General features: G+C 64.0%; 23 protein-coding genes. 6 read left to right on the top strand and 17 right to left on the bottom strand.

The window, feature by feature from the left end; all coding sequences use genetic code 11:
- Positions 1-124: 124 nt before the first annotated feature.
- The 4 genes from recG to sciP all read right to left on the bottom strand — a co-directional run bounded on the left by recG (position 125) and on the right by sciP (position 5,758).
- Positions 125-2,215: an ATP-dependent DNA helicase RecG gene (recG, locus tag OKQ63_RS08240; RefSeq protein ID WP_264213449.1), complete on the bottom strand. Its 2,091-nt coding sequence runs from the start codon at positions 2,213-2,215 to the stop codon at positions 125-127.
- A complete protein-coding gene (gene ligA, locus OKQ63_RS08235) occupies positions 2,212-4,440 on the bottom strand; it encodes an NAD-dependent DNA ligase LigA (RefSeq protein WP_264213448.1) in 2,229 nt (742 codons plus the stop codon). The genes recG and ligA overlap by 4 nt, the downstream gene beginning before the upstream one ends.
- A gap of 193 nt (positions 4,441-4,633) precedes the next feature.
- On the bottom strand, positions 4,634-5,353 hold the full coding sequence (gene ctrA, locus OKQ63_RS08230; protein ID WP_264213447.1) for a response regulator transcription factor CtrA: 720 nt from the start codon (positions 5,351-5,353) through the stop codon (positions 4,634-4,636).
- Positions 5,354-5,470: 117 nt separating this feature from the next.
- Positions 5,471-5,758: a CtrA inhibitor SciP gene (gene sciP, locus OKQ63_RS08225; RefSeq protein ID WP_264213446.1), complete on the bottom strand. Its 288-nt coding sequence runs from the start codon at positions 5,756-5,758 to the stop codon at positions 5,471-5,473.
- A 148-nt stretch (positions 5,759-5,906) separates the two neighbouring features.
- Here sciP and mnmA point away from each other — a divergent pair, with 148 nt between their 5' ends.
- Positions 5,907-7,052, top strand: a complete 1,146-nt coding sequence (mnmA, locus tag OKQ63_RS08220) for a tRNA 2-thiouridine(34) synthase MnmA (RefSeq protein WP_264213445.1) — start codon at positions 5,907-5,909, stop codon at positions 7,050-7,052.
- Between the two features lie 267 nt (positions 7,053-7,319).
- On the opposite strand, the gene lpxB is transcribed toward mnmA, so the two are convergent.
- The 13 genes from lpxB to pyrH form a co-directional block, all read right to left on the bottom strand.
- The gene (lpxB, locus tag OKQ63_RS08215; RefSeq protein ID WP_264213444.1) at positions 7,320-8,486 is read right to left on the bottom strand and encodes a lipid-A-disaccharide synthase; all 1,167 of its coding nucleotides are present in this window, start codon (positions 8,484-8,486) and stop codon (positions 7,320-7,322) included.
- Positions 8,483-9,271, bottom strand: a complete 789-nt coding sequence (locus OKQ63_RS08210) for an LpxI family protein (RefSeq protein ID WP_264213443.1) — start codon at positions 9,269-9,271, stop codon at positions 8,483-8,485. The genes lpxB and OKQ63_RS08210 overlap by 4 nt, the downstream gene beginning before the upstream one ends.
- Positions 9,272-9,275: 4 nt before the next feature.
- Entirely contained in the window at positions 9,276-10,061 is a 786-nt protein-coding gene (gene lpxA / locus OKQ63_RS08205) for an acyl-ACP--UDP-N-acetylglucosamine O-acyltransferase (RefSeq protein ID WP_264213442.1), read from the bottom strand.
- A gap of 2 nt (positions 10,062-10,063) precedes the next feature.
- Complete coding sequence (gene fabZ, locus OKQ63_RS08200; protein WP_264213441.1) at positions 10,064-10,531, bottom strand: 3-hydroxyacyl-ACP dehydratase FabZ; 468 nt, start codon at positions 10,529-10,531, stop codon at positions 10,064-10,066.
- A 76-nt stretch (positions 10,532-10,607) separates the two neighbouring features.
- A complete protein-coding gene (locus tag OKQ63_RS08195) occupies positions 10,608-11,171 on the bottom strand; it encodes an OmpH/Skp family outer membrane protein (protein WP_434086057.1) in 564 nt (187 codons plus the stop codon).
- 55 nt (positions 11,172-11,226) lie between these two features.
- Positions 11,227-13,635, bottom strand: a complete 2,409-nt coding sequence (gene bamA / locus OKQ63_RS08190) for an outer membrane protein assembly factor BamA (RefSeq protein WP_264213439.1) — start codon at positions 13,633-13,635, stop codon at positions 11,227-11,229.
- A 127-nt stretch (positions 13,636-13,762) separates the two neighbouring features.
- Entirely contained in the window at positions 13,763-13,888 is a 126-nt protein-coding gene (locus tag OKQ63_RS08185) for a nucleolar protein 16 (protein ID WP_264213438.1), read from the bottom strand.
- Positions 13,889-14,031: 143 nt separating this feature from the next.
- Positions 14,032-15,381, bottom strand: coding sequence for an RIP metalloprotease RseP (gene rseP / locus OKQ63_RS08180; RefSeq protein ID WP_264213437.1), 1,350 nt, complete (start codon positions 15,379-15,381; stop codon positions 14,032-14,034).
- Between the two features lie 4 nt (positions 15,382-15,385).
- Positions 15,386-16,558 carry a 1-deoxy-D-xylulose-5-phosphate reductoisomerase gene (gene dxr / locus OKQ63_RS08175; RefSeq protein ID WP_264213436.1) on the bottom strand — a complete coding sequence of 391 codons (1,173 nt, stop codon included), beginning with the start codon at positions 16,556-16,558 and terminating at the stop codon, positions 15,386-15,388.
- 16 nt (positions 16,559-16,574) lie between these two features.
- A complete protein-coding gene (locus tag OKQ63_RS08170; protein ID WP_264213435.1) occupies positions 16,575-17,357 on the bottom strand; it encodes a phosphatidate cytidylyltransferase in 783 nt (260 codons plus the stop codon).
- Positions 17,354-18,112 (bottom strand): undecaprenyl pyrophosphate synthase, encoded by a 759-nt coding sequence (gene uppS, locus OKQ63_RS08165; protein WP_264213433.1) that lies wholly within the window; start codon positions 18,110-18,112, stop codon positions 17,354-17,356. Before uppS ends, OKQ63_RS08170 begins: the two co-directional genes overlap by 4 nt.
- 9 nt (positions 18,113-18,121) lie before the next feature.
- A complete protein-coding gene (gene frr / locus OKQ63_RS08160; RefSeq protein ID WP_264213432.1) occupies positions 18,122-18,685 on the bottom strand; it encodes a ribosome recycling factor in 564 nt (187 codons plus the stop codon).
- 296 nt (positions 18,686-18,981) lie between these two features.
- Positions 18,982-19,731 carry a UMP kinase gene (gene pyrH, locus OKQ63_RS08155; protein WP_264213431.1) on the bottom strand — a complete coding sequence of 250 codons (750 nt, stop codon included), beginning with the start codon at positions 19,729-19,731 and terminating at the stop codon, positions 18,982-18,984.
- Positions 19,732-19,859: 128 nt separating this feature from the next.
- Between pyrH and miaA the strand changes: the two genes are divergently transcribed.
- From miaA to OKQ63_RS08130, 5 genes are all read left to right on the top strand, one after another.
- Positions 19,860-20,720, top strand: a complete 861-nt coding sequence (gene miaA / locus OKQ63_RS08150; protein WP_264213430.1) for a tRNA (adenosine(37)-N6)-dimethylallyltransferase MiaA — start codon at positions 19,860-19,862, stop codon at positions 20,718-20,720.
- 152 nt (positions 20,721-20,872) lie between these two features.
- Positions 20,873-21,685: a helix-turn-helix transcriptional regulator gene (locus OKQ63_RS08145; protein WP_264213429.1), complete on the top strand. Its 813-nt coding sequence runs from the start codon at positions 20,873-20,875 to the stop codon at positions 21,683-21,685.
- Between the two features lie 301 nt (positions 21,686-21,986).
- Positions 21,987-23,651, top strand: a complete 1,665-nt coding sequence (locus tag OKQ63_RS08140; protein WP_264213428.1) for an ABC transporter substrate-binding protein — start codon at positions 21,987-21,989, stop codon at positions 23,649-23,651.
- A 124-nt stretch (positions 23,652-23,775) separates the two neighbouring features.
- Positions 23,776-24,828 carry an ABC transporter permease gene (locus OKQ63_RS08135; RefSeq protein ID WP_264213427.1) on the top strand — a complete coding sequence of 351 codons (1,053 nt, stop codon included), beginning with the start codon at positions 23,776-23,778 and terminating at the stop codon, positions 24,826-24,828.
- Between the two features lie 15 nt (positions 24,829-24,843).
- Positions 24,844-26,313 (top strand): ABC transporter permease, encoded by a 1,470-nt coding sequence (locus OKQ63_RS08130; RefSeq protein WP_264213426.1) that lies wholly within the window; start codon positions 24,844-24,846, stop codon positions 26,311-26,313.
- The last annotated feature ends 71 nt before the right edge of the window (positions 26,314-26,384 follow it).

Genomic DNA, 26,384 nt, shown 5'->3' with positions numbered 1-26,384 from the left:
TTGTTGCTCTCTGGCAATTTTGTTGCCCCTTTGTTCTCATTTTCAGACCGCCCTGTAAAGAACTTTTTGAGAACATTTGCGAACAGAGTGGAACATCACCGGGGGATACCCGCCGGAACGCGGGTTAACCCACTGTAATCAAACGGATTGCCTGGTCCTGCTTCATCAGCCACAGAAGCACCCGCGCCGCCTTGCCGCGGGGACTCTCCAGCTTGGGATCTGCCGCCAGGAGCGCCCGTGCATCGCTTTGCGCCACCGCCATCAGCCCGGCCTGGCGCTCCAGATCGGCAATCCGGAACTTCGGCAGCCCGGATTGCGCGGTGCCGATCACATCGCCCGCGCCGCGCATCTGCAGGTCGGTTTCCGAGATCCGGAACCCGTCCTCTGTTTCGCGCAATACTTCCAGCCGCTTGCGGCCGCCTTCGGTCAGCGGTGGCTGGTACATCAGCAGGCAGGTCGACTCAGCGCTGCCGCGCCCGACCCGGCCGCGCAGCTGGTGCAACTGCGCCAGCCCGAAAATCTCTGCCCGCTCGATCACCATGATCGAGGCATTGGGCACGTTCACCCCCACCTCGATCACCGTGGTGGCAACCAGAACCTTGGTCCGGCCCGCCTGAAACGCCGCCATGGCGGCATCTTTTTCGGCGGGCGGCATCTGGCCATGCACCAGGCCCACGGTCCCCTCACCCAGCAGCGCGCGCAGGTGCTTGAAGCGTTCCTCCGCCGCGGTCAGGTCGCTCAGCTCGGATTCGTCGACCAGCGGGCAGACCCAGTAGCACTGCCGTCCCTCGCCAATCGCCTTGCGCAGGTGGTCCACCACCTCCTGCATCCGTTCGGTGCTGATGACCGCGGTCTTGACCGGCTTGCGCCCCGGCGGCTTCTCATCCAGCACCGAGACATCCATGTCCCCGTATTGCGCCAGCGCCAGCGAGCGCGGGATCGGCGTCGCGGTCATCACCAGCACGTCGGCGCCCTTGCCCTTTTCCGCCAGCTCCATCCGCTGGCGCACCCCGAAACGGTGCTGTTCGTCGACAATGGCGAGTCGCAGGCCGCAGAACTCCACGTCCTGCTGGAACACCGCATGGGTGCCGACCAGGATCTGAATATCCCCGCGTTTGAGCGCCGCCAGCTTGGCCTTGCGCTCGCTGCCCTTATCGCGGCCTGTCAGGATCTCGATCACCACCCCGGCATCCTCGGCAAGCGGCGCAAGACCCTCCATGTGCTGCTGCGCCAGAATCCCGGTCGGGGCCATCATCACCCCCTGCCCGCCCGCTTCAACTGCGACCAGCAAGGCCATGAAAGCAACCAGGGTTTTCCCGGACCCCACATCGCCCTGCAACAGCCGGTTCATGCGTTTGGCCGAGGCCATGTCGGCGGAAATCTCCTCGATCGCCCGGGCCTGGGCATTGGTGGGCTTATAGGGCAGCGCCTTCAGAACGCGCGACTGCAGGCGGCCGGTGGCCTGGCTTTCGATCCCGCGGGCCTTGCGCTCGGTCTGCCGCGCCAGCGCCAGGGTCAGCTGATGGGAAAACAGCTCATCATAGGCCAGCCGCGCCCGGGCGGGAGCCTGCGGGCTCAGATCCTCCGGGCCTTGCGGAGCGTGGGCAGTGCGCAGCGCATCATGCCAGGCGGGCCAGTTCTCCCGCAGCGCCTGCGCCGGGTCGATCCATTCCGCCAGCTCCGGCATCCGCGTCAGGGCGCTTTGCGCCGCCTTGTACATGGTTTTCTGCGTGACCCCGTGGGTCAGGCTGTAGACCGGCTCATATTCCGGGATCTCATGCGCCTCTTCCACCGGCAGCATGTGATCCGGGTGCACCATCTGGGCCAGGCCGTCAAACAGCTCCAGCTTGCCCGAGACCACCCGCCGCGATCCCTCCGGCAGCTGCGCCTCCAAGTAGCGGCTGCGCCCGTGGAAAAAGACCAGCTGAAACTCGGTCTCCGAATCCTGCACATGGATCCGGTACGCACCGCCCCGGCTGCGCGCCGGGCGGTGGCGGCCAATGGTCACCTCAACCGTCACCGTTGCGGGCAGATCCACCCCGCGGATGGTCTGGCGCCGCCGCCGGTCCACCACCGAATACGGCAGCGAAAACAACAGGTCCCGCGGCGTTTCTATTTCGATCTGAGCCAGATTCTGCGCGGTTTTCGGGCCGACGCCCTGCAGGGTCTCGGCGCCGGCAAACAGCGGAAACAGGATCTCCGGACGCCCGCTCATGCCCCTGCGATCAGCTCCAGCCAGCCGTCTTCATCCATGGTCCGGATCCCCAGCTCTGCCGCCTTCTTGGCCTTGGAGCCCGCCCCCGGACCAGCCACCAGAATGTCGGTCTTCTTGGAGACGGAACCGGAGACCTTGGCCCCCAGCGCCTCGGCCCGCGCCTTGGCCTCGGCCCGGGTCATCTTCTCCAGCGTGCCGGTGAAAACAACGGTCTTGCCGGCCACCGGGCTGTCGGCGGCCGGTGCATCGGGCGGCACGATGGTCAGTTTCACCACCAGCCGGTCGATGGCCGCGCGCTCCTCCGGGTTGGCAAAGGCATCCGACAGCGACAGGCCCAGCACCGCGCCGATGCCGTCCACGCCGATCAGATCCGCCCAGGCAGCAGCGGCCTCTTCCGGAACCTCGCAGGCGGCAATGGCTGCGGCCCGGGTTTCCGAAATCCGGGCCCGGCGGCCTTCGTCCGCGGCGGCCTGGCGCTCAGCCTCCTCCGCCTCATCGGCGGCGCGGTGCGCCAGGGCTGCCGGGCGGGCAGTGTCAATCGCATCCGCCATCACCTGCCAGTCCCGGTAATGCAGCGCCAGATCGCGGCCCGCAACTTCCCCCGCATGACGGATGCCGAGGGCAAAGATCAGCTTGGCCAGAGGGATCGTGCGCTTTTCCTCGATGGCGGCAAAGAGATTGTCGGCGGATTTCTCTCCCCAGCCCTCGCGGTTCTTCAGCTGCTGCAGGCCGGAGCCGTAGTTTGCTTGCAGATCAAATATATCCGCGGGTTCCTTGATCCAACCGTCGCTGTGGAACTGCTCTGCCTGCTTGGCGCCCAGCCCTTCGATGTCGAAGGCCGAGCGGGAAACAAAATGCTTGAGCTTCTCCACCGCCTGCGCCGGGCAGATCAAACCGCCCGAGCAGCGCCGGACGGCGTCGCCTTCCTCCCGCACTGCAGGGCTGCCGCATTCCGGGCAGGTCTGCGGGAATTGGTAAGCCTCCGCACTTTCCGGGCGCTTTGACAAATCCACTTCGGCCACCTTGGGGATCACGTCCCCGGCCCGGTAGATCTGAACCCAGTCGCCGATGCGGATATCCTTGCCGCCGCGGATTTCCTCGCCCTTGGAATCGCGCCCCTGGATGTAATCCTCATTGTGCAAGGTGGCATTGGAGACCACCACGCCGCCGACAGTGACCGGCGTCAGCCGCGCCACCGGGCTCAGGGCGCCGGTGCGTCCCACCTGGATGTCGATGGCTTTCAGCCGGGTCCAGGCGAGCTCTGCCGGGAATTTATGCGCAATCGCCCAGCGGGGCGTGGTGGAGCGGAAGCCCAGCCGCCCCTGCAGCGCCAGATCATTGACCTTGTAGACCACCCCGTCGATGTCATAGCCCAACGTTGCGCGCTGCTCTTCGATGCTGCGGTAATGGGCAACCATGTCGCCAACGCCGGTGCACAGCTTGGTCAGCGGGTTGGTCTGAAACCCGAGAGACTGCAGCCGCGCGATCGCCTCCATCTGCGTTTCTGCCAAGGCTTCGCTCAGTTCGCCCCAGCTGTACGCGAAGAACCGCAAAGGCCGGGCCCGGGTGATTTCCGCATCCAGCTGCCGCAGCGAGCCGGCGGCGGCGTTGCGCGGGTTGGCAAAGACCTTGCCGCCGCGCTCAGCATGGCGGGCGTTCAGCGCTTCGAAATCCGCGTGGCTCATATAGACTTCGCCACGCACTTCCAGCACATCCGGCGCGTTTTCAAGATGGTGCGGAATATCGTTAATGGTCAGGGCATTGGCGGTCACGTTCTCGCCGACACTGCCGTCGCCGCGGGTGGCGGCCTGCACCAGTTCGCCCTGCTCATAGCGCAGCGACAGCGACAGCCCGTCGATCTTGGGCTCCGCGGTATAGCCAAGCGCGGCCTCGGCACCCAGGCCGAGATATTTCCGGATGCTGCGGTCGAAATCGGCGACATCCTCCTCCTCGAAGGCATTGCCCAGGGACAGCATCCGCACCGAATGGGCGATCTTGCCAAAGCCGGAGGCCGCCGGCGCACCCACCGCGTCAAGGTGGGCCGCCGCATCGGCGAGCTCGGGATGTGTCTCGGCCAGCGCGTGGTAGCGCCGCTTCAGCGAATCATACTCGGCGTCGCTGATTTCCGGCGCATCGGCCTGATGATAGGCCAGATCCGCCGCCCGCAGCTGCTCTTCCAGTGCCAGAAACTCTGCCCGGGCGGCTTCCGCCGTCCGGCTGGCCATTTTTTTTTCCGAATTCTCTGCCACGCGCGGTCCCTCTTCGTTCTCACCCTTGGTGATAAGACGCCGCGCGCGCCGCGTCCAGCGCATCCGTCAGCAGGGCTGTCCGGTCCGCCGAATGGCAAAAAGACCCGCCATCAAGCAGGTCCTTGCAACCGGCGGCACGTGTACGCGTGCCGCCCAGGTCATTGGTCTTTCAGGCGCCGACCGCCAGCCGCTGGCCGCCAGCCAGATGATCCTCCTGCGGATCGCGCAGCACATAGCCGCGGCCCCAGACGGTCTCGATGTAATTCTCGCCGCCTGTCGCGTTGCTGAGCTTCTTTCGCAACTTGCAGATGAAGACGTCGATGATCTTCAGTTCCGGTTCGTCCATGCCGCCGTAAAGATGATTGAGGAACATCTCCTTGGTAAGCGTGGTGCCCTTGCGCAGGGACAGAAGCTCCAGCATCTGGTATTCCTTCCCGGTCAGATGCACCGCCTTGCCTTCCGCCTCGACTGTCTTGGCATCCAGGTTGACCGAAATCTTGCCGGTCTTGATGATCGACTGCGAATGGCCTTTGGAACGGCGGATAATGGCATGGATCCGCGCCACCAGTTCCTCGCGGTGGAAAGGCTTGGTCAGGTAATCATCCGCGCCAAAGCCGAAGCCCTTGATTTTATTGTCGGTATCATCGGCACCGGACAGGATCAGAATGGGGGTTTCGATGCGGGACATGCGCAGCTGGCGCAGCACCTCATGGCCGTTCATATCCGGCAGCCCCAGATCCAGCAGGATCAGGTCGTAGTCATAGAGTTTGGCCAGATCGATCCCTTCCTCACCCAAATCCGTCGTGTAGACGTTCAGGTTCGCATGGGTGAGCATCAGCTCAATGCTTTTTGCTGTGGTCGGATCATCCTCAACCAAAAGAATGCGCATATTTTTTTCTCCGCCTGTACACTGTTTCCCTCAGGTCGCGTTAACCTTGGTGGAAAAAAGTTAATGCCTCGTTACCATGATGGTTAATTTAGAAATGCAACTCAAGGGCGGCCCAGGTTATTTTCCATCCGGGACGCGGAATTTCTTGAGCCGTGTGGTTTTCAGCGCCTCTTCGCCATGGTCGGCCACGGCGGCAACCCAGCTGCGGAACTCCTCCTCGCTGAGGCCATAGCGGCGCATCGCCTCTTTCTGCGGCAGAAGGCCGTAGAGCACCCCGCGCACCACCGCCGCTTTGCGCGAGGCCACCCAGCGCTTGGTGGTTTCCGGCGGCAGATCCGCGCGGGTCATGATGGTGCCATCCGGCAGGGTGACTGCCCGCGGCCCGTCGACTTTCTTCAAAAACATCTTTCTTCCCTCTGAAGATCTTGTTCGTTGAGGTCTGGCAAAAGAATTTCCGATCAGGCTTAACGGCACGTGAACCACGCCCCTTGAGAGTCTGTAGGATTTTCCTATATTCTGCGGCGCCTGCCCCCTTGCCTTCAGGAGCTGCCCCATGGCGCTGGACCACCCCACCACTTTGAACTCGCTCGGCTTTGCCAAACCGCCCTCGGAGACCCGGGTGGTGGTGGCCATGTCCGGCGGCGTCGACAGCTCTGTTGTGGCTGCATACTTGGCCGATCAGGGCTATGACGTGGTCGGGGTGACGCTGCAGCTCTATGATCACGGCGCGGCGCTGGCCAAGAAGGGCGCCTGCTGCGCGGGCATCGATATCCATGATGCGCGCCGGGTGGCGGAGGAGCGCGGCTTCCCGCACTACGTCCTGGATTATGAGAACATTTTTAAGGATGCGGTGATTGACGAGTTCGCCGACAGCTATCTGGCCGGCGCAACCCCGGTGCCCTGCATCCGCTGCAACGAGCGGGTGAAGTTCAAGGACCTGCTGGAAACCGCCCGCGACCTGGAGGCCGACTGCATGGCCACCGGCCATTACATCCAGCGCAAGATGGGGGACCAGGGGCCGGAATTGCACTCAGCCGAGGACGCCAACCGCGACCAGAGCTATTTCCTGTTCTCCACCACGCCGGAGCAGCTGGATTACCTGCGCTTCCCGCTGGGGCATCTGCCGTCCAAGGACGCCACCCGCGAGATGGCGGCGCAATACGGACTGGCGGTGGCGGACAAGCCCGACAGCCAGGACATCTGCTTTGTGCCCAATGGCGACTACGCCAGCGTGATCGAGAAGCTGCGTCCGGGCGCCGCCGAGCCGGGCGAGATCGTGCATGCGGACGGCCGGGTGCTGGGCAGCCACGAAGGGGTCATCCACTACACCATCGGCCAGCGACGGGGCCTCGGCATCGGCGGCCTCAGCGAGCCTCTCTATGTGGTGAAACTGGACGTGGACAAGAAACAGGTGGTGGTCGGCCCCAAGGAGCTGCTGGCCACACGCACCATTCCCGTGCGCGAGATCAACTGGCTGGGCGATGCGCCCTTTACCAGCCGGGACGAATGGCATCTGAAGGTCAAGGTCCGCTCCACCCGCCCGCCGCGCGAGGCGATCATCCGCCCGCTCAGCGGCACCACCGCCGAGGTGGAGCTGCTGACACCGGAGGAAGGCGTCTCCCCCGGCCAGGCCTGTGTTTTCTATGCCGGTGAAGGCAGCCGCATCTTCGGCGGCGGCTGGATCTGGCGCGGCTGCTGATCTCCTGCCCGCCGGGTCAAGGAAGGCGCAGCCTCCGCGCGCCAGCGCGGCTTGTCCTTGACGCGGCAGCCTTGCATCAGAATCGAAAAAGCGCCTAAGGGCAGACCTGCCCTTAGGCGCTTCTCAGCAAATAGCCTCGGGCATATCGTCTTGACCTGAACACAAGCGTTCTGCGCCTCCGCCGCGGCTTGCCCCGCGCGGGTGCGCAAGCGCCCGCGCCACCAGCAGCCGCGCGCCGGAGGCTTTGGCATCCGGCGCGCTCCGGCGTCACTTCCCCGGCAAACGTTCAAGAACAGCGCGGGCCGCCCGCAGCCCGGGCGCCTCGCCGCCCTGGCCCAGGCGCTGCATGGTCAGCTGCATGGCCGCCAGCTGCGCGCCGGGGTCTGCGGCCAACGCCGCGAGTTGCCCGGCAATGTTTTCCGGCGTGCACTCCGGTCCCAGGCACTCCGGCACCACCCGGGTATCGCTCACCAGGTTGACCAGCGTGACGGTGTCGATCAGCGCCATCCGCTTCATGATCTGCCAGGTCAGCCATTGGAACTTATAGGCTATCACCATCGGCGTGGCCGCTGCTGCCAGCTCCAGCGAGACGGTGCCGGAGGCGGCCAGTGCCAGATCCGCCGCGGCAAAGGCGGCGCGCTTATGGGCTTTGGCCGCCGCAGCCTCAATTTTGTTCGGGTCGACCAGCACAGTGCCCGCAGGCCAGCTTTGCAGGGCCTCCTGGACCAGCCCGGCCACCGGTGCGGCGGCCGGCACCACAATCCGGAAATCCGGGTGCGCCGCCGTGAACCGGTGCAGCGCAGCACCGAAATCCGGCGCCAGCCGTGCTACTTCGGAGCGCCGCGAGCCGGGCAGTGCCAGAACGAAAGGCGCCGCTCCCAGGCCGAATTCGGCCCTGAAGGCAGCGACTTCGGCATCCGTGGCCCGCGGCTCGGCCACCACCGGGTGGCCAACGAAATCGCAGGCCATTCCTGCCGATTCCATATAGGGCGGCTCAAACGGCAAGAGCGCCAGCACATGGTCGATCACTTCGGCCATCCTAACCGCCCGCTTCGGCCGCCAGGCCCAGACCGAGGGCGCCACATAATGCACCGTGCGGATGCTGCTTTGCGCCTTGACCAGCCGCGCAACGCGCAAGCTGAAATCCGGGCTGTCGATGGTGATCAGCACATCCGGGCGGGTGTCCAGCACGGCATCTGCCGTTTCCCGGATGCGGCGCTTCAGGTGGCGGTACTTGGGCAGCACCTCGGCCAGCCCCATCACCGACAGCTCGTCCATCGGAAACCGCGAGACCAGCCCCTGCTCCGCCATCAGCGCGCCGCCAATGCCGTCAAAGGTGACACCTGGCTGCAGCTGTTTCAGCCCCGCCATCAGCGCCCCGCCCAGCCGGTCGCCCGAAGGCTCGCCGGCCAGGATGAACACCCGCAGGCTCATGCCTCACGCAGCCACAGGAACAGGCCCAGCCGGTCACAGGCCGCGATCACCGCGTCCTGGTCCAGCACGATCACCCCGCCCGCCTCCAGCACGATGCCGGAAAGGCCGGCCTTGGCGGCGGCCTCGACGGTTTCGACACCGATCGCGGGCAGGTCAGCCCGCCGGTCCTGAGCAGGCTTGGGCGCCTTGAACAAGAGCCCCCCCTGCCCGTCCGGCCGCTGCAGCAGCGAGGCCAGCATCCAGTCGGTGCCAAACAGGTTCTCGACCGCAATCGCCTGCCGCCCGCGCACCGCGCAGGACTGGCCAACGTCGGCAGCAGACATCGCGGCAACGATCTCAGCCCCGCGGGCAGCATCCGATTTGTCCAATTCACCCGGCTGCACCTTGGTCGGCACACCTTCAGCCATCAGCAGGTCCGGAGCCACCTCATGAGCCGCACGCACGGCAAAACCGGCCTGTTCGAATATACCGATGATGGCCCGCAGAGCGCCATCATCGCCCGCCGCCAGCGCCCCCTGCAGAACCGGCACCAGCGGCATCGTGGCCGTATCAATGGCAGAAGGGTCGATATTCGGGCGGCGCACCGCGCCTGCCATGCAGATCTCGGTCACCTCAGCCGCTTTCAGCCGCTCCAGGAAGGTGCCGAGCTGTTCGAAACGGAACGTGATCTCGGGATCCACTGCATCCGGCTCGGACCCTGCCATCGCGCAGATCAGCGGACGGCCTGCCGCACGGGCCGCCACTTCGGCCGGCAGCGCTCCGCTGCCTGCAATAATCGCCAGCATGGCTTCAGCCTCCCGGCGTCAGGAAGGACCGGTCGCTGCCGCCGGTGATGAAGGCGACGATCCGCTGCACATATTCGCTGTCGGCCTCATCCCCCAGCCGCTTGGCGCGTTCCTGAAAGGTGCCCTCGCCCTGCGCCAGCATCTGGAACGCCGCCCGCAAGGCGGTGATGTCGCTGCGGGCCACGCCGCGGCGCTTGAGGCCGACCAGGTTCAACCCGTCCAGCTCCCCGCGCTGCGCCTGCACCAGGCCGTAGGGGATCACATCGTTGGTCACCATGGTGACGGCACCAATGATCGCGCCCCTGCCGATGCGGACCCACTGGTGGATGCCGGACAACCCGCCGATGATCACCTCATCCTCCAGCACGCAATGGCCTGCCACAGCAGCAGAATTCACCACGATCACCCGGTCGCCGACCTGCGCATCATGGGCGATGTGGCAGCCCGCCATGAACAGCCCGTCATCGCCGATGCGGGTAACGCCGCCGCCGCCTTCGGTGCCGGCATTCACTGTCACATGCTCGCGGATGCGGTTGCGCTTGCCGATCACGGTGCGGCATTTCTCGCCCTTGAACTTGAGGTCCTGCGGGATCTCGCCCAGCACCGCAAAGGGGAAGACAACCGTCTCGTCACCGATTTCGGTATCGCCGGTGACAACCACATGGGACTTCAGAACAACCCGATCCCCCAGCACCGCATCGGGGCCAACCACGCAGAACGGGCCGATTTCACAGTCCTTTCCAAGCCTGGCGCCCTTTTCGATCAGGGCACTGGGGTGAATCCGGCTCATCTTCATCCGTCCTTCTGCACGTCGACCATCGCCGAAAATTCAGCTTCTGCCGCCACTTCGCCATCGACGGTCGCCCGGCCGGAGAACTTGAAGATCTTGCCGCCGGGCTTGCCGCGCAGGGTCTCCACATGCATCTCCAGCACATCGCCCGGCACCACCTTGCGGCGGAACTTGCACTTGTCGATGTTCATGAAATAGATCAGCAGATCGGTGTCGACCATATCCATGCCAACCCCCAGCATCACGCCCGCGGTCTGCGCCATCGCCTCGATGATGGTGACGCCGGGCATGATCGGCGTGCCCGGGAAATGGCCCTGGAAATGCGGCTCGTTCATGGTGACATTCTTGATGCCGCGCGCCGATTTGTAGCTGTCGATGTCAACCACCTTGTCGACCAGCAGGAACGGGTAGCGGTGCGGCAGAATCCGCTGGATCAGTTGAATGTCAGCGCTTTGCAGCTCGGTGGTCATGCTTGGTTTCCCATATTCGTCAAATGTGCTGCGCCGTCCCTAGCAAGCAGGCGGCGATTGGGCAAGCTGGCGCGGCCTAAGGCTCGCCGTATTCATCCGCCGTGCCGTCGCCCAGAACCTCGTCGATCCGGGTGATCGCCAGGCTGGTGATATCGGCCGCATCCGCGCTCAGAAATACCGATGCATGATCCAGGATCGCCCCCGCCCCGGTTTCCCGCATGATCTGCTGCAGCACCGGCAGCGAGGCGGCAATGAATTCCCGCCGGGCTTCTTCGCCCATCAGGTTGATTTCACGCAGTTTCTGATCCTGCCGCCTGCGGGTTTCCTGAACCTTCTGGTCAAAAGCATTGGCCAGGGCCCGGAACGCTTCCGGCTCCATCCCGCTGCGGCGCCCGGTCAGTTCCAGCTCTTCGGCACGCAGTTCGGCCTCGATGCGGCGGTTCTCCGCGGTCAGCACCGCGCCTTCGGCCTCGATTTCGCGTTCGGCCCGCTGGCCAAATGCGCTTTCGGAGAACAACCGGTCGGGCTGGATGGTGAGGATGCCGCTCTGCGGCAGCCCCAACTGGAATTCAGCACCGGTATTCGGCGCCTGCGGAGCCGCCTCCTGGGCAGAGCCAGGAGCGGCCGCAAAGCAGGCCAGCGCAACTGCAACGCCGCTTAATGCCCGTTTGCAAAGCGCCGCCCGCAGCACCAGATCAGAACCTCGCCTGCAAGGTCAGGTCAAAGCTCTGCTCCTGGTCAAAGTCCTCTTTCTTGAGGGCTTTGGAGAAGTTGAACCGCAGCGGGCCGATGCCCGTGGTCCACAGCAGCGAGACACCAACGACGTGCCGGAAGGACCGGTCCCGGCCAACAACGCCGTTACCGCTGGTCCCGGACGTATCTGCATTCTGCAGCCCCCATAGGCTGCCGACATCATAGAACAGGGCGCCGCGCATCCCCAGTTCTTCAGGCAGGCCAAGCGGGAATTCCGCGTCAAAGCGGGCCACAGCATAGTAGTTGCCGCCGAGGAAGTCATTGTAGGTGCCGTTGCCGGGCGCGCCGTTGGACTGGTCCCGCGGGCCAATGCCCCCGGGTTCAAAGCCGCGCATGATCGACGGCGCCAGGACAAAACGGTCAATCGAACGGCTGGAACCGCTGCCTTCCCACTGGAACGCGCCGGCTTCGACTGTGGCGCGCAATGTCACTTCCTCGTTCAGGATCTTCTTCTGCGCGACAACTTTCGTCGTGGTCTTGATGTACTCGGAATCGCCGCCCAGGCCCGCATAGTCAGCCCCCACTTCCACCAGGAAGCCTGCATTCGGGTCAAGTCCGGTCAGACGGCTGTCGTAACGGTAGGTGAAGCCGACAGCGCTGGCCGTGCGTTCCCCTTGTGCAATTTCGTTCCGGATAACGGGGCCAGCCAGGAACGTGGTCGGATCGTCATCTTCGTTTTCATCGAAGAGCATCTCGTCCGAATCCCACGTGTAACGGACCTGCAGCGTGGTATCTTCGCCGGTATTGAAGGTCAGTGCCGGGCGGAAGAAGATGCGTTTGGTGCGGTACTCGGAAAAGCTGGAGTCGGTTTCATTCAGCCCCAGATCCAAATCGAACTTCAGATCCCGGCCCAGCAGAAACGGCTCGGTAAAGCCCAGAACATAGGAATCGGATTCCGTCGCCGTGGCGACCTGGAACGACAGCCGCTGGCCGCGGCCCAGGAAGTTGTTCTCCGAAAGGCCGATACTGACCCCGAAACCGTCTTCAACGGAATAGGCACCGCCAAGGTTCAAGGAACCGGTCGGCTGCTCTTCGACATCGACATCAACAACCACCTGGTCGGAGGAGCTGCCTTCGCGGGTGTCGACATCCGCGGTGGCGAAATACCCCAGCGCCCGGATCCGCTCGGCGCTGTTGCGGATCGAGCGCGGGTTGAACGGGTCGCCTTCCACCGAGCGGAACTGCTGGCGGATCACCCGGTCCAGGGTTGTGGTGTTGCCTTCGATGTCGATGCGCTCGACAAAGACCCGCGGCCCGCGGCGGAGCACAAACTCGAGATCCAGTGTCAGGTCCCGGTCGTTGCGGGTCACCCGCGGCTCGACCCGCAGAAAGTCGATCTCGTTCTTGACCGCAAGGCCCTCCAAACGGTCGATCGAATTCTCCACCAGGGTCGGAGAATAAACCACTCCGGGCTTGATTTTCAGCACCGAGCGGAACAGGTCGGCGTCCGCCTCGGGCATTTCGCTGGTGACAGAAATGCTGCCGAACCTGAACTGCCGGCCTTCGGTCACATCGACGACCAGAAAGACCGCATCGCGTTCCTGGGTCACTTCCGCATTGGAGCTGTTGACCCGGAAATCCACATAGCCGCGCGACAGGTAGAAATCGCGCAGCACCTGCTTGTCGAATTCCAGCCGGTCCTCGATCAGCGTGTCGGCATTGATGAAGGCACGCAGGAACCCGGCCTGCTTGGTTTCCAGCACCCGGCGCAGACGGCGGTCTGAGTAAACCCGGTTGCCGGTGAACGAGACCCGCTCCACCTCGATGGTGTCGCCTTCGGAAATCTCGAACACCAGATCGACGCGGTTGTTGCTGCGCCGGATGATACGCGGGGTCACGCGCGATGCCAGACGCCCTTGCACGCTGTAGGCATCTGCAATCAGCGCGGCGTCCCGCTCCGCCTGCGACGGGCTGAACACCCGGCGCGGGGCGGATTCGATCACCTCGCCCAAGGTGTCATCCTTGATCCGGCGGTTGCCCTCGAAACTGATCTGATTGATGGTCGGGAACTCGGTGACCTTGATCACCAGCGTATTGCCGCGCGGCACCAGTTCGACTGTCTCAAATACGCCACTGTCAAGAATGCGCTGATAGGCGTCGTTCAGCTCGCCCGCGCTGACCGCCTGGCCGCGTTCGATGCCGGTATAGGCCACAACAGTGGATGTCTGAATCCGCTGGTTGCCCTCGACCTGGACTGAATTGAAGCGGTAGCTCTGCGCCTCTGCGGGCAGCGGCAACAATGCATATCCCAGCGCAACTGCCAGAGATATAGCCGAAACTTTCCGATACAAGATATTGATGCCCGACGTGCGCTCACCACAGGACTTGCCTGCGACTTTCCCCCAAACCATTTTTTCAGAACCCGATTATTATAGCAGCTTTGGCATGTGCGTAGCGGGTTTGAAAGCGCTTGTCAAAACCAACAAAGCGCATTCTGGCAGCAACCGGCGCGACGGGATTGCGCACCGGTTGCGGGAATCACAAGGTGGCCAGCCAGGTCCCAGCGGTCAGCGCGCCCAGGACGGCAAACCCGGTCAGAGCCCGGTCCCAGTTCAGCCGGACCAGCAGCCCGAGGCCACGGTAAGATTGCGAGAGTGTCTGCATCGGTCGTTCCCCAGTGTTCGTCCACCCGTCCGCGGATGCGCTGCACGGCGCATTCCGCGGATTGATAAAAAGTTAACAAGGGATTGTGGCAGCAGTTGGGCGGCACTATGGCCGCCCTAAGCCGTCACATCTGTCCGGAGTTGTCAGCAGAACAGGTCATTGCCAAGCGCAAACACCATCAGCGACAGCACTATGGCTATGCCAAGCGACATCAGCACCCGCACCGCCCGGTCGCTGGGCGGGCGGCCTGCCACCGCCTCATAGGCGTAAAACATCAGATGGCCGCCATCCAGCGCGGGCACCGGGAACAGGTTCAAGAGCCCCACCGCCGTGGACAGCACCGCAATGAAGCGGATGAAGCTTTCGGCGCCCTGGCTGGCCATCGCGCCGGAGGTCTCGGCAATGCCGATCGGACCGGACAGGTTGCAGGTGCTGATGGCGCCGGTGATCATATGTTTCAGCCCCGACAGAGAGGTGTCGACCACCGCCCAGACCTGATAGGCACCCGCCGCCAGAGACTCGCCGATTCCGGCCGCGTCGGTGGCCGGCTCGAACGCCAGCCCGCCGATGATGCCGATCCGCCAGCGGGTGGCAAAGCTGCCGTCCGGCTGCGGCTCATCCGTGCGCCGGGGCGCCAGCGCCATCTCAACCTTTTCACCGCCGCGCCAGACCTCCAGCACAAGCACCTTGCCGTCCGCGGATTCGACATGCGCCTTCAACTGATCAAAGGACACCAGCGGCGCGCCATCGACCGCGACAATCACGTCTTCCGGCTGCAGCCCGGCATCCGAAGCGGCGCTGCGCGGCACCACACCGCGCACATAAGGCGGGTACAGATACGGCCCGCTGACACTGACCTCGGCCCCGTCGCGGCGCACCCGGTATTCCAGCGGCTGCTGCTGCGGCAGTTCCGTGCGGAAGCGTTCCCAGGCCTCGGCGTCCAGATAGTCCGGCACCGCAAGGCCGCCCGCGGTGATCAGCTCATCGCCCTGCTGCAGGCCGTTCTCGACACCGGGCAGCGGCGCCAGCTCCCCGACCGTCAGCGGATCGCGCATCACCCCTTGCGACATCGCCACGGCGGCAAAAATGATGGCCGACATCACGAAGTTGAAGACAGGCCCGGCCGCAACGGTTGCAGAGCGGGCCCACAGGGGGGCGCCATGCATGGTGCGGCGCAGGGCCGCCGGATCGTCCGCGGCTGCATGCATCGCCTGCGCATCCTTGCCCGAGGCCGCATCAGCGTCGCCAAGGAACTTCACGTAACCGCCAAAGGGCAGTGCCGCGACCTGCCAGCGGGTGCCGCGCCGGTCCACCCGGCTCCACAGCACCGGACCGAAGCCGATCGAGAACACCTCTGCGTGAATGCCCGACCAGCGGCCGACGATGTAATGGCCGTATTCATGCACGGCCACGATCACCGACAGCGCGATGACAAAGCTGGCGATTATGTAAAGGAAACCGCCGAACTGCGGGACAAAAGCAAAAATGTCCAAAGATCTACCCTATGCGTTCTTCGGCGGCTTGTGCCGCCTGTTGCCGGGCGAGATGGTCAACCCGGGTCACGTTATCAAGTGTCATTGCAGCATCAATAAGGCCGCTCTCCGCCGCAAGGCGCTCCAGCACGGTCTCGGTGACTGCCGCCATATCGGTGAACCGGATGCGGCCGGCGATGAAGTCATCCAGCGCCTGTTCCTTGGCGGCGTTGAAGGCCGCCCCCATCATTCCGCCGCGCTCCATCACCTCATAGGCCAGCCGCAGCGCCGGATAGCGGGCGGGGTCCGGAGCCCGGAAATTCAGCTGGCCGATGCGGGCCAGATCCAGCCGTTCCACCGGCAGATGCTGGCGGTCCGGCCAGTGCAGCGCGTAGCCGATGGCGTGCCGCATGTCCGCGGCCCCCAGATGCGCCATCAGTGCGCCGTCGTTGAAGCCGACCAGCGCATGAACCAGCGACTCGGGATGCACCAGCACCTCGATCTGGTCCGGACGGACACCAAAGTATTCCCGGGTTTCAATGACTTCCAGCGCCTTGTTGAACATGGACGCGCTATCGATGGTAATCCGCTGCCCCATGTCCCAGTTGGGGTGCGACGACGCCTGCGCCAATGAGGCATTGGGCAAGTCTTCCAGCGGCCAGTCGCGGAACGCCCCGCCCGAGGCGGTGATGATGATCCGCTCGACCGCGTTGATGTCCTCGCCCGCCAGGCCCTGGAACACCGCCGAATGCTCGCTGTCCACCGGCAGCAGCCGGGCGCCATGCTTCTCAGCCGTCTGCAACAGCAGCTTGCCCGCGCAGACCAGCGATTCCTTGTTGGCCAGCGCCAGGGTGCTGCCGTGCTTCAGCGCTTCCAGACCGGGCGCCAGCCCCGCCGCGCCGACAATCGCCGACATGATCCAGTCGGCAGGCCGCGCCGCGGCTTCGGTCAGGGCTGCCTGCCCGGCCGCGGCTTCCACGCCCGACCCCGCCAGCGCCGCGCGCAGCTCCGGCAAGCGGTCCTCATAGGCGGTGACCGCCACCTCTGCCCGCAGCGCAATCGCATCTTCCGCCAGCCGCGCGATATTGGCGCCGCCGGTCAGGGCCACCACGCCATAAGCCTCCGGCACGCGCCGGATCAGGTCGATGGTGTTCTGGCCGATCGACCCGGTGGCGCCGAAGATCGAAACTTTCCGCATGGTACTTCCTGACTGGTTATCCCCAGATGGCGGTCACGGCCAGGAACATGGCCGCCGCACCCAGCATCCCGTCAAAGCGGTCGAACAGCCCGCCATGGCCGGGAATGAGCGCACTGGAATCCTTGACGCCCGTCATCCGCTTCAGCGCGCTTTCCGCCACGTCGCCCGCCTGGCTGGCCATCGACAACAGCACCGACAGCACCACGATGCCGAAACCCAGCCCCATCTGGGAGGCAAAGACCGCGCCCAGAAAGGCGGCCGCCAGCCAGCCGGAAGCAGTGCCGCTCCAGGTCTTCTTGGGGCTGACCCGCGGCCAGAACTTCGGCCCGCCGATGATCTTGCCCGCAAAATAGCCCGCCACATCGGTCACCACCACAATGCCGATCAGCCACAGCATCCACGGCAGGCCCATTTCAGGCTGGCCGCGCAGCCAGATGAAGCCAAAGCCGGCCAGCAGCACCCACAGGGCAAAGCCGGTGAAATACTGCCGCCGATCACTGATCTGGCCGAACCCGGCCGCCACAGGCGCCGCCAGCACCGGCAGCACCCAGAAAACCGGCAAGAGCGACGCCAGCAGCACCGCCGCGCCCGAGACCGCGCCCAGCTGCAGCGCGGTGCCGCTGCGCGCAGGTTCCAGCATCCGCACCAGTTCCCAGACCATGCCGCCGCAGCACAGCGCGATCATCACGTCAAAGACCAGCCCGCCGGTCCAGACCGCATAGCCGCCGACCGCCACCATGACCACGGCGGACAGCACCCGCGGCAGCAGATCGGCCCAGCGGCCCCTGGCAGCGCTCATGTCTTGACGGCCCCGAAGCGGCGGTCGCGGCGGCCATAGCTGTTGCACAGCCGCGCCAGCTCCTCACCGGAGAAATCCGGCCACAGCGTGTCGATGAACTCATACTCCGCATAGGCCGACTGCCACAGCAGGAAGTTCGAGATCCGCGCCTCGCCGCTGGTGCGGATCACCAGGTCCGGGTCCGGCAGCACATGGGTGTCCAGGTAGCGCGGCAGGGTTTCCTCATCGACGTCATCGGGGTTGAGCCGCCCGTCGGCCACATCCCGTGCCAGCCGCTTGGTGGCGCGTGCCACCTCGTCGCGGCCGCCGTAATTCAGCGCGATGGTCAGCTGGGTGCCGTCGTTGCCTTCGGTCTTCAGCTCCAGCTTGTCCATCAGGTCGATCAGCTTGGCATCCAGCCGCACCCGGTCGCCGATAAAGCGCACCCGGACGTTCTTCTCGGCCAGCGCGTTCATTTCCTTGGAAATATAGCGCCGGAACAGGCTCATGAGGCCAGCGACCTCGGTCTGCGTCCGTTTCCAGTTCTCGGTCGAGAAGGCAAAGATGGTCAGATATTCGACGCCCAGACCCGGGCAGCACTCGACAACTTCACGAACCCGGCGCGCACCGGCATGGTGGCCGAACAGCCGCGGCCGCCCGCGGGCCTGCGCCCAGCGGCCATTGCCGTCCATGATGATGGCCACATGGCGCGGGCCGGAGCGGACCGCCGGCGCTTCTCCGGCGGTGCTCATGTGCGGATTTGCATCTCCCGGCATGATGCGCCGTCAGACCTGCATGATTTCGGCTTGCTTGTGCTCAAGCGCGTCATCCACAACCTTGATCATCTTGTCGGTCAGCTCCTGCACCTCGGCTTCCCAGAACTTCTGATCGTCTTCCGACATGCCGTCGGCCTTGGCCTTCTTGATCTGGTCCATGCCGTCGCGGCGCACGTTGCGGATCGACACACGGGCGTGCTCGGCATACTGGCCGGCCACCTTGGTCAGCTCGCGGCGGCGTTCCTCGTTCAGCTCCGGGATCGGCAGCATGATGATGGTGCCGTTGAGCTGCGGGTTGATGCCGAGGCCGGATTCGCGGATTGCCTTCTCGACCTTTCCGACCAGGCCCTTGTCCCAGACGTTGATGGTGACCATGCGCGGTTCCGGCACGTTCACGGTGCCGACCTGGTTGATCGGAGTCGGCGATCCATAGGCATCGACCATCACCGGCTCCAGCATCGAGGCGGAGGCGCGGCCGGTGCGCAAGGAGGCAAATTCGGTGCGCAGATTGGCCATCGCGCCGTCCATGCGGCGTTTCAGATCATCGGTATCCAGTTCAAATTCATCAGACATGCTGCTCTCTCCCCTTATCTGAGGCGGTCTTCTTCTGGCTCATAAGCCATTGGAAGGCTGATGTATAGCGATCATGGGGAGGATTTACCGCGGCGCCCTGTGCACAGCGGCGCACGGGTTCCTGCTCCCGCATTCAAGAACTTAGTCCGCCCGCCGCGGTTTTCCTGCAATTGCTGCGGCGGCGCGGAAACAGAAAGCGGCCTGCGCAAGCCGGCGGACAGGCAGTCTCCGACGGCCGCGCAAAAACCGCGGGCCCCGGATCAGGCCCGCGCGCATTCCGCATGCCTGGCCGGCGCTCATCCCTGAACCTTGGTGTAGGTCCCCTTGCCAGACAGGATGCCGCGGAAGCCGCCCGGCTCATCCAGCGGAAAGACGATCAGCGGCAGGTTGTTGTCGCGTGCCAGGGCAATGGCGGAGGCATCCATCACCTTCAGCCGCTTGGCAAAGACATCGTCATAGCTGATCTCGTCATAGCGGACCGCATCGGCGTGGACCTTCGGGTCCTTGTCATAGACGCCGTCGACGCCGTTCTTGCCCATGAAGATCGCCTCGCAGGCCATCTCATTGGCCCGCAGGGTCGCCGCGGTGTCGGTGGTGAAATAGGGGTTGCCGGTGCCGGCCGCAAAGATGCAGACCCGCTTCTTCTCCAGGTGGCGCACGGCGCGGCGGCGGATGTAGGGCTCTGCCACCTCATCCATGCGGATCGCGGAAATCACCCGGGTGAACACGCCCAGCCCTTCCAGCGCCGACTGCATCGCCAGCGCATTCATCACTGTTGCCAGCATCCCCATGTAGTCTGCGGTGGTGCGCTCCATCCCCTGCGCCGAGCCCGAGAGCCCGCGGAAGATGTTGCCGCCGCCGATCACCATGCAGATCTCGACACCCATTTCCTGCACGGACTTCACTTCGCGGGCGATGCGCTGCACGGTCGGCGGATGCAGGCCGTACCCCTGATCCCCCATCAGCGCCTCGCCGGAAATTTTCAGCATGACGCGTTTATAGGCGGCGGCCGGATGCAGCTCCGGCTTGTCTTGCGGTTGAGGCATGTTGCGCTCCAGAAGATGTGAGGGTTAGTTTGCGCGCAAAATGAAGCAATTCGCTGCCGGTTTCAATCCGCGCAGCGCGGTTTCCGCCGAGATTTGCGGAACTGGCCTTGGAGACGGATCAAACCCGCATGAACCTGCCTGACATCGACCCGGATCTGCCTGTGCTGATTGCAGGCCCCACCGCCTCGGGAAAATCGGCGCTGGCGCTGGAGATAGCCGAGCGCCAGGGCGGGATCATCGTCAATGCCGATGCCAGCCAGGTCTACAGCTGCTGGCGGGTGATCACCGCCCGCCCCTCGGCCGAGGAAGAGGCCCGGGCGCCGCATGCGCTCTATGGCCATGTTGCTTTTGACGCCGAATACTCCGCCGGCCATTGGCTGCGCGAGGTGCTGCCGCTGCTGAACGGACCGGAGCGGGTGATCATCGTTGGCGGCACCGGCCTCTATTTTACCGCGCTGACCGAAGGCATGGCCGAAATCCCGCCCACCCCGCCTGCGGTCCGGGCCGAGGGAGACCGGCTTTCGCTTGAAGCGCTCAAGGCCGGGCTCGATCCGGAAACCGCCGCCCGTATCGACTTGCGGAACCGTGCCAGGGTGCAGCGGGCCTGGGAAGTGCTGAAAGCCACCGGCCGCCCGCTGGCCGGCTGGCAGGATGGCACGCCAGCACCGGCACTGCCGCTGAAAAACTGTACCGCTATGGTTCTGAATTCGGAGAAATCCTGGCTCGAGGCCCGCATCCGCAAACGCTTCGGCCTGATGCTGGACCTGGGCGCCATGGCCGAGATCGAGGCGATGCGGGACCGCTACGACCCCGCCCTGCCCTCCTGCAAGGCGATCGGCGTGCCGGAACTGATGGACTATGCCACCGGCCGGTCGACGCTGGAGGAGGCGGAAGAACGCGCCGCCATCGCCACCCGGCAGTTTGCCAAACGGCAGCGCAGCTGGTTCCGCGCCCGCATGAAGGATTGGCACCAGGTGGACCTGGCCTGAGAACCCGCGCCGCCATTCCGGGATACATCTGGTCCGGGATACATCTGGAAAAGTTTAAGCCTTTTCCGCTTTGCTCGGCAAAAACTTGCCAGAATCAGCGTTTCATGCGCTGGTGCGGCAATATTTTTGTTCCCTGCGGCCCAAGTCAGCTGATGCCATTTGACCAAAACCTTGCCGTCGAAATACAAGCCGCCCCATTGTCCAGGCTTGCCCCCGACGGCGTCTGGCAGACCAGGCTGGCGCATACTCGCCGCGAACATCTGCTGATCTGGATCACGCGCGGCCAGGGCCGCATCAGCCTCAATGGCGAACAGCGCGGCTTTGGCCTGCACAGTGCGATCTTCATTCCGGCCGGAACGCTGTGGTCCGCTGATTTCACCCGCCAGTGCCTGGGCCAGGTGCTGACGATGACTGGCCCCCTGCCGCAGCCCTTTCCCGGCGCGCCCGTTCAGAAACGGTTTGCCAGCCTGCAGGACCAGGCTGCCCTGACCGCTTTGTTTGAAGCCATCAGCCGCGAGCAGAATGCGCAGGCGCCGCTCTGGCGCCGCTCCGTTCAAGCCCATTGCGAGCTGGCCGCCATCGCGTTGCACCGGCAATCTGAAACACCCGTCCGGACTGGCCGGCCGACTGCCGCGCGGCGTTTGTGCCAGGCCTACTGCCTGCGCATCGCCGAATTGCACAGCCCCCAGTCCAGCATGGCCGATCATGCCGCCGCCCTGAAGGTGACGCCGACCCATCTGACGCGGGTCTGCAAGGCCGAGACCGGCAAGACCGCCGCATCCCTGCTGACCGAGCGCCAGCTGCATGCCGCGCGCACGCTGCTGATCTCGTCCGAGCTGCCCATTCGCGACATCGCCGCCCAGTTGGGGTTCGGCAGTGCCGCCTATTTCACCCGGTTCATCAGCCAGCACACCGGGCTGACCCCGAGCGGACTGCGCAAGATGGCTCGGTCCAGATCGCAATAGATTGATCCGCCAGCAGTTTCTTGCCGTCACCCGGTGCGCCGCACGAATCCGCCCGATTACTGGGCAGTTTTGAACAGTATGCCGCTGCATTCCATTTTGATTTGAAAAATCGAGCGTGAAAATGTCGTATTTTTACCTCCAAACGCCGAAACTGTGCATTGACGAAATGCTTTATCTCTGCCCGAATGAGGGCATGGGGAAACTTTAATCCGAAACACCAATGACAAGCGCCCGGCCAGCCGCTGGGCCAATACCCGTTTCGCAAGACAATAATACCGAACGGTACAACAGGGAGACCTACATGACCAAAGACACCATCAATGGAGCACCGGTACACTGGGCCGCCAAGATGCACGCCAAGGAAGTGCTGGACGGCAAGCTCGACCGCCGGGAGTTCCTGACCCGCGCCACCTCACTCGGTGTCACCGCCGCAGCCGCCTATGGCATGATCGGCATGGCTGCCCCCGCAAAGGCCGCTGAGGAAAAGAAGCAGGGCGGCACCCTGCGTGTTCAGACCGAAGTCCGCCCGCTGAAGGACCCGCGCACCTTTGACTGGTCGCAGATGGCCAACAAGACCCGCGGCACCATCGAATACTTGGTGGAATACAACAACGACGGCTCCTTCACCGGGATGCTGCTGGAAAGCTGGGAAATCAACGAAGACGCCACCGTTTACACCCTGAATGTCCGCCAGGGCGTGAAATGGAACAACGGCGACGATTTCACCGCTGAAGACGTGGCCCGCAACATCGCGGGCTGGTGCGACAAAAGCCTGGAAGGCAATTCCATGGCCGGCCGTTTCGCAACGCTGATTGATACCGAAACCGGCCAGGCTGTGGAAGGCGGCATCGAAGTTGTCGACAGCCACACCGTGAAACTGAACCTGCCGGTCTCCGACATCTCGCTGATCGCAGGCATGTCGGACTACCCGGCGGCCATCGTTCATTCCTCCTTCCAGACCAACGACTTCACCCAGAACGTCGGCACCGGCCCCTTCCTGCTGACGGAACTGGAAGTCGGCGTGCGGTCTGTGCTCGAACGCAATGACGACCACACCTGGTGGGGTGAGGCGATTTACGGCAAGCCCGCGCTGGACCGCATCGAATATGTCGATTTCGGCACCGACCCGTCGTCCTGGCTGGCAGCGCTGGAATCCGATGAAGTCGACATGCTGTATGAATCGGTTGGCGAATTCATCGATGTGATGGACGGGCTCGGCTACAAGAAATCCGAAGTTGTGACCATGTCCTCGATCGTCATCCGCACCAACCAGCTGGCGGAAATCGACGGCAAGCAGCCCTATGCCGACAAACGTGTCCGCAAGGCGATCCAGATGGCCGTCGACAACTCGGTCTGCCTGGAGCTCGGCTATGGCGGCCGCGGCGAACCGGCTGAAAACCACCATGTCGGCCCGATCCACCCGGAATACGCCGAACTGCCGCCGCAGAAGGTCGATCCCGAAGGCGCCCGCGCGCTGATGGAAGAAGCCGGCATGATGGATTTCGAGCATGAGATCCTGTCGATCGACGACGACTGGCGCCGCAACACCACCGACGCTGTCGCGGCGCAGATGCGGGACGCGGGCTTCAAGGTGAAGCGGACCGTTCTGCCCGGCTCCACCTTCTGGAACGACTGGGCGAAATATCCGTTCTCCTCGACCAACTGGAACCACCGCCCGCTGGGCGTGCAGATCTGGGCGCTGGCCTACAAGTCGGGCGAGGCCTGGAACGAATTCGGCTGGTCGAACCCGGAGTTCGACGCCCTTCTGGAAGAGGCCCTGTCGATCGCTGACGCCGACAAGCGCCGGGAGATTTCCGCCAAGGGCCAGGCACTGATCCAGGAAGAAGGCGTAACCATTCAGCCCTACTGGCGTTCGCTGTACCGCCACATGCGCGAGGGCGTTGTTGGTGCGGACATGCACGTCTCCTTCGAGCACCACCACTACAAATGGGGCTGGGCCGCCTGAGCAGCGGCGTTTTCAGGCTCCCGGCATACGCACCGCCCCCGTCCGGGGCGGTGCACTCCAGCACCGACGATAAGAGACCCGCAGCTGCAACCGGGTCCGTTCCGCCAGACTGACAGGGGACCCCATGGGACTTTTCATTCTCCGACGCTCGGGCGTGATGCTGCTGACGGCCCTGTGCCTGACGTTCATCGTGTTCTTCCTGACGAACCTCTACCCAAACCTTGAGAAACTCGCCAAAACCCAAGGCAACTTCCGGATGTCGGACGAAGCCGTGGCCAGCTGGCTGGATGCCAATGGCTATGGCGGATCCATGGTTTCGAAATACGGCCAATGGCTGGGTGTCCTGCCCGGCTGGACCCGCGAGACCGATGACGGCGTTTCCGGCCGCTGCATGACCGGCACCGTTTCGCCCGAAACGGCGGCTGAGGCCGCCACCTTCTGCGGCATTCTGCAGGGCGACTGGGGCTATTCCACCCGCTTCAAGGACGACGTTTCCACCATCGTCGCAGAGCGTCTGGGCAATACCGGCCGCCTGATGTTCTGGGTGCTGGTGCTGATGATCCCATCGGCGCTGCTGATCGGTGTCCTGGCGGGGATGCGCGAAGGCTCGGTGACGGACCGAAGCCTGTCGACAGCCTCAATCCTGACCACGGCAACGCCCGAATATGTGTCCGGTGTTATCTTCATCGCGGTTTTCACCTCCTCCACCGTCGGGCTGAAATGGTTCAAGGGCACCGCCACATCGGCGATGGACAACCCGAACTTCGAGAACTTCTTCCTGCCGGTGCTGACCATTGCGCTCTACGGCATGGGCTATATCGCCCGGATGACTCGCGCCTCGATGACCGAGGTGATGACGGCGCAATACATCCGCACCGCGCGCCTCAAGGGGGTGAGCTTTCACAACATCGTTCTGAAGCATGCGCTCAGGAATGCGCTGATTGCGCCTTTCACCGTCATCATGCTGCAGTTCCCCTGGCTGCTGAACGGTGTGGTGATCGTCGAGACCCTGTTCAACTACAAGGGCTTCGGCTGGATCCTGGTGGAAGCTGCCGGCAATAATGACATTGAACTGCTGCTGGCCGTCTCTGTGGTCTCAGTTGTTGTGGTGCTGGTCACCCAGCTGATCTCGGATATCGGCTATGTGTACCTGAACCCGCGTATCCGCATTTCGTAAGGGAGAATGATAACAATGGAACCCCTTGCTTGGACTGGATCAATCAGCTTTCTGAATCCCGTTCTGATGATCGTTGCAGGCCTGCTGGCCGTCGCAATCGCAATCTGGATCTTGATTGGCCTGCTGGAAATGGTGTCAGCGATCAACGTCGAAGGCGATACCGCCTCGATGTCCGGCCCTGCTGCCTTTAACGCAATAATAAAATCAGCGGTCGTGTACATTTTCTACGCGCTTGTCGCCGTTGTCCTGGCCTATGCTGTCCTGGGCCTCTTTTTGGGGACAAGGGCAGGCATTGTCGGCGGCGTGTCGCATCAGCTGTCTCCGGTCTGGATCTCGCTGGTGATCCTCTACGCCTTCTCCATCGGCTTCAAACGGCGGCTTGGCCTTTATGGCAAGCTGTTTGACAGCCCCATCGGCATGATCGGCTTCGGCCTGGTGATGTTCTGGGTGTTCACCGGCATCTACGGCGCCATGGACATGATCATCACCCATGACCCGCTGGCCCAGATCTCGGGCATGAAGAACAAGATCCCCGGAACCCCGGTGCGCGGTGCCGCCGAAGCGGACTACCCCTATTACCTTCTGGGCGGCGACAACCTGGCGCGCGACGTCTTCAGCCGCCTGGTCAAGGGCGCCTGGGAAGTCATCAAGATTGCTCCGATGGCCGCGGTGTTCGCCTTCATGGTCGGCATCACCCTGGGCCTGCCCGCGGGCTATTACGGCGGCAAGCTGGACACCGTGCTGTCCTTTGCGGCGAACCTGATCCTCGCTTTCCCGGTGATCCTGCTGTTCTACCTGCTGGTCACCCCGGAAATCGTCGCCACCGGCGTGCCGAACTACATGGCGATCGTGCTGTTCGTGTTCCCGATCATCTTTGTCGGGGTGCTGCTGAACTCGCGCTACTACACCCGCCCCAAGCTGCGCAACTGGCTGCTGCCGGTTGTGCTGGGAACCATCATCTGGTTCTACCTGCAGCTGGTCTCCAACGGCGGCTACCTGATCAACACCAATACCGGCTTCAAGATCCCGGGCCTGCCCAGGGCAATGGATATGTTCGACATTCCCGGCGGTATCCTGGTGGTGTTCGTCTCGGTGGTGTTCGTCAACTCGCCGACGGTGTTCCGGATCGTGCGCGGCCTGACCCTCGACATCAAGACCCGCGACTATGTGGCTGCCGCCCAGACCCGCGGCGAAGGCCCCTGGTACATCATGCTGTGGGAGATCCTGCCCAACGCACGCGGGCCGCTGATCGTCGATTTCTGCCTGCGCATCGGCTATACCACCATCCTCCTGGGTACGCTGGGCTTCTTCGGCCTCGGCCTGCCGCCGGAAAGCCCGGACTGGGGATCGACCATCAATGACGGGCGCAAGCTGTTGTCGATCTATCTGCACCCGGCGCTGCCGCCTGCCTTTGCCCTCCTGACGCTGGTTCTGGGTCTGAACCTGCTGGCCGACGGCCTGCGCGAAGAGAGCCTGAAGGATTGATCCGAACCGGCGGGACCGGGGGGCCAGCCCCCGGCCCCCCGGGATATTTGGAGCAAGAGGAAGCAAGGCTT

Source organism: Leisingera thetidis, from assembly GCF_025857195.1.
Lineage (GTDB): Bacteria > Pseudomonadota > Alphaproteobacteria > Rhodobacterales > Rhodobacteraceae > Leisingera > Leisingera thetidis.
Note: the sequence above shows the minus strand (reverse complement) of the source record. Positions and strands in the feature narration are given on the sequence as shown.

What these genes read in the sequence shown, in the direction of transcription:
- ctrA (WP_264213447.1), bottom strand. Translation starts at nt 5,353, where the DNA reads ATGCGCATTCTTTTGGTTGAGGATGATCCGACCACAGCAAAAAGCATT.
- pyrH (WP_264213431.1), bottom strand. Translation starts at nt 19,731, where the DNA reads ATGCCTCAACCGCAAGACAAGCCGGAGCTGCATCCGGCCGCCGCCTAT.
- uppS (WP_264213433.1), bottom strand. Translation starts at nt 18,112, where the DNA reads ATGCCGGGAGATGCAAATCCGCACATGAGCACCGCCGGAGAAGCGCCG.
- bamA (WP_264213439.1), bottom strand. Translation starts at nt 13,635, where the DNA reads ATGGTTTGGGGGAAAGTCGCAGGCAAGTCCTGTGGTGAGCGCACGTCG.
- OKQ63_RS08135 (WP_264213427.1), top strand. Translation starts at nt 23,776, where the DNA reads ATGGGACTTTTCATTCTCCGACGCTCGGGCGTGATGCTGCTGACGGCC.
- OKQ63_RS08170 (WP_264213435.1), bottom strand. Translation starts at nt 17,357, where the DNA reads ATGAGCGCTGCCAGGGGCCGCTGGGCCGATCTGCTGCCGCGGGTGCTG.
- OKQ63_RS08130 (WP_264213426.1), top strand. Translation starts at nt 24,844, where the DNA reads ATGGAACCCCTTGCTTGGACTGGATCAATCAGCTTTCTGAATCCCGTT.
- OKQ63_RS08185 (WP_264213438.1), bottom strand. Translation starts at nt 13,888, where the DNA reads ATGCAGACACTCTCGCAATCTTACCGTGGCCTCGGGCTGCTGGTCCGG.
- sciP (WP_264213446.1), bottom strand. Translation starts at nt 5,758, where the DNA reads ATGTTTTTGAAGAAAGTCGACGGGCCGCGGGCAGTCACCCTGCCGGAT.
- OKQ63_RS08145 (WP_264213429.1), top strand. Translation starts at nt 20,873, where the DNA reads ATGCCATTTGACCAAAACCTTGCCGTCGAAATACAAGCCGCCCCATTG.
- OKQ63_RS08210 (WP_264213443.1), bottom strand. Translation starts at nt 9,271, where the DNA reads ATGCTGGCGATTATTGCAGGCAGCGGAGCGCTGCCGGCCGAAGTGGCG.
- recG (WP_264213449.1), bottom strand. Translation starts at nt 2,215, where the DNA reads ATGAGCGGGCGTCCGGAGATCCTGTTTCCGCTGTTTGCCGGCGCCGAG.
- lpxB (WP_264213444.1), bottom strand. Translation starts at nt 8,486, where the DNA reads ATGAGCCTGCGGGTGTTCATCCTGGCCGGCGAGCCTTCGGGCGACCGG.
- ligA (WP_264213448.1), bottom strand. Translation starts at nt 4,440, where the DNA reads ATGGCCAGCCGGACGGCGGAAGCCGCCCGGGCAGAGTTTCTGGCACTG.
- lpxA (WP_264213442.1), bottom strand. Translation starts at nt 10,061, where the DNA reads ATGAGCCGGATTCACCCCAGTGCCCTGATCGAAAAGGGCGCCAGGCTT.
- frr (WP_264213432.1), bottom strand. Translation starts at nt 18,685, where the DNA reads ATGTCTGATGAATTTGAACTGGATACCGATGATCTGAAACGCCGCATG.
- dxr (WP_264213436.1), bottom strand. Translation starts at nt 16,558, where the DNA reads ATGCGGAAAGTTTCGATCTTCGGCGCCACCGGGTCGATCGGCCAGAAC.
- fabZ (WP_264213441.1), bottom strand. Translation starts at nt 10,531, where the DNA reads ATGACCACCGAGCTGCAAAGCGCTGACATTCAACTGATCCAGCGGATT.
- miaA (WP_264213430.1), top strand. Translation starts at nt 19,860, where the DNA reads ATGAACCTGCCTGACATCGACCCGGATCTGCCTGTGCTGATTGCAGGC.
- OKQ63_RS08140 (WP_264213428.1), top strand. Translation starts at nt 21,987, where the DNA reads ATGACCAAAGACACCATCAATGGAGCACCGGTACACTGGGCCGCCAAG.
- mnmA (WP_264213445.1), top strand. Translation starts at nt 5,907, where the DNA reads ATGGCGCTGGACCACCCCACCACTTTGAACTCGCTCGGCTTTGCCAAA.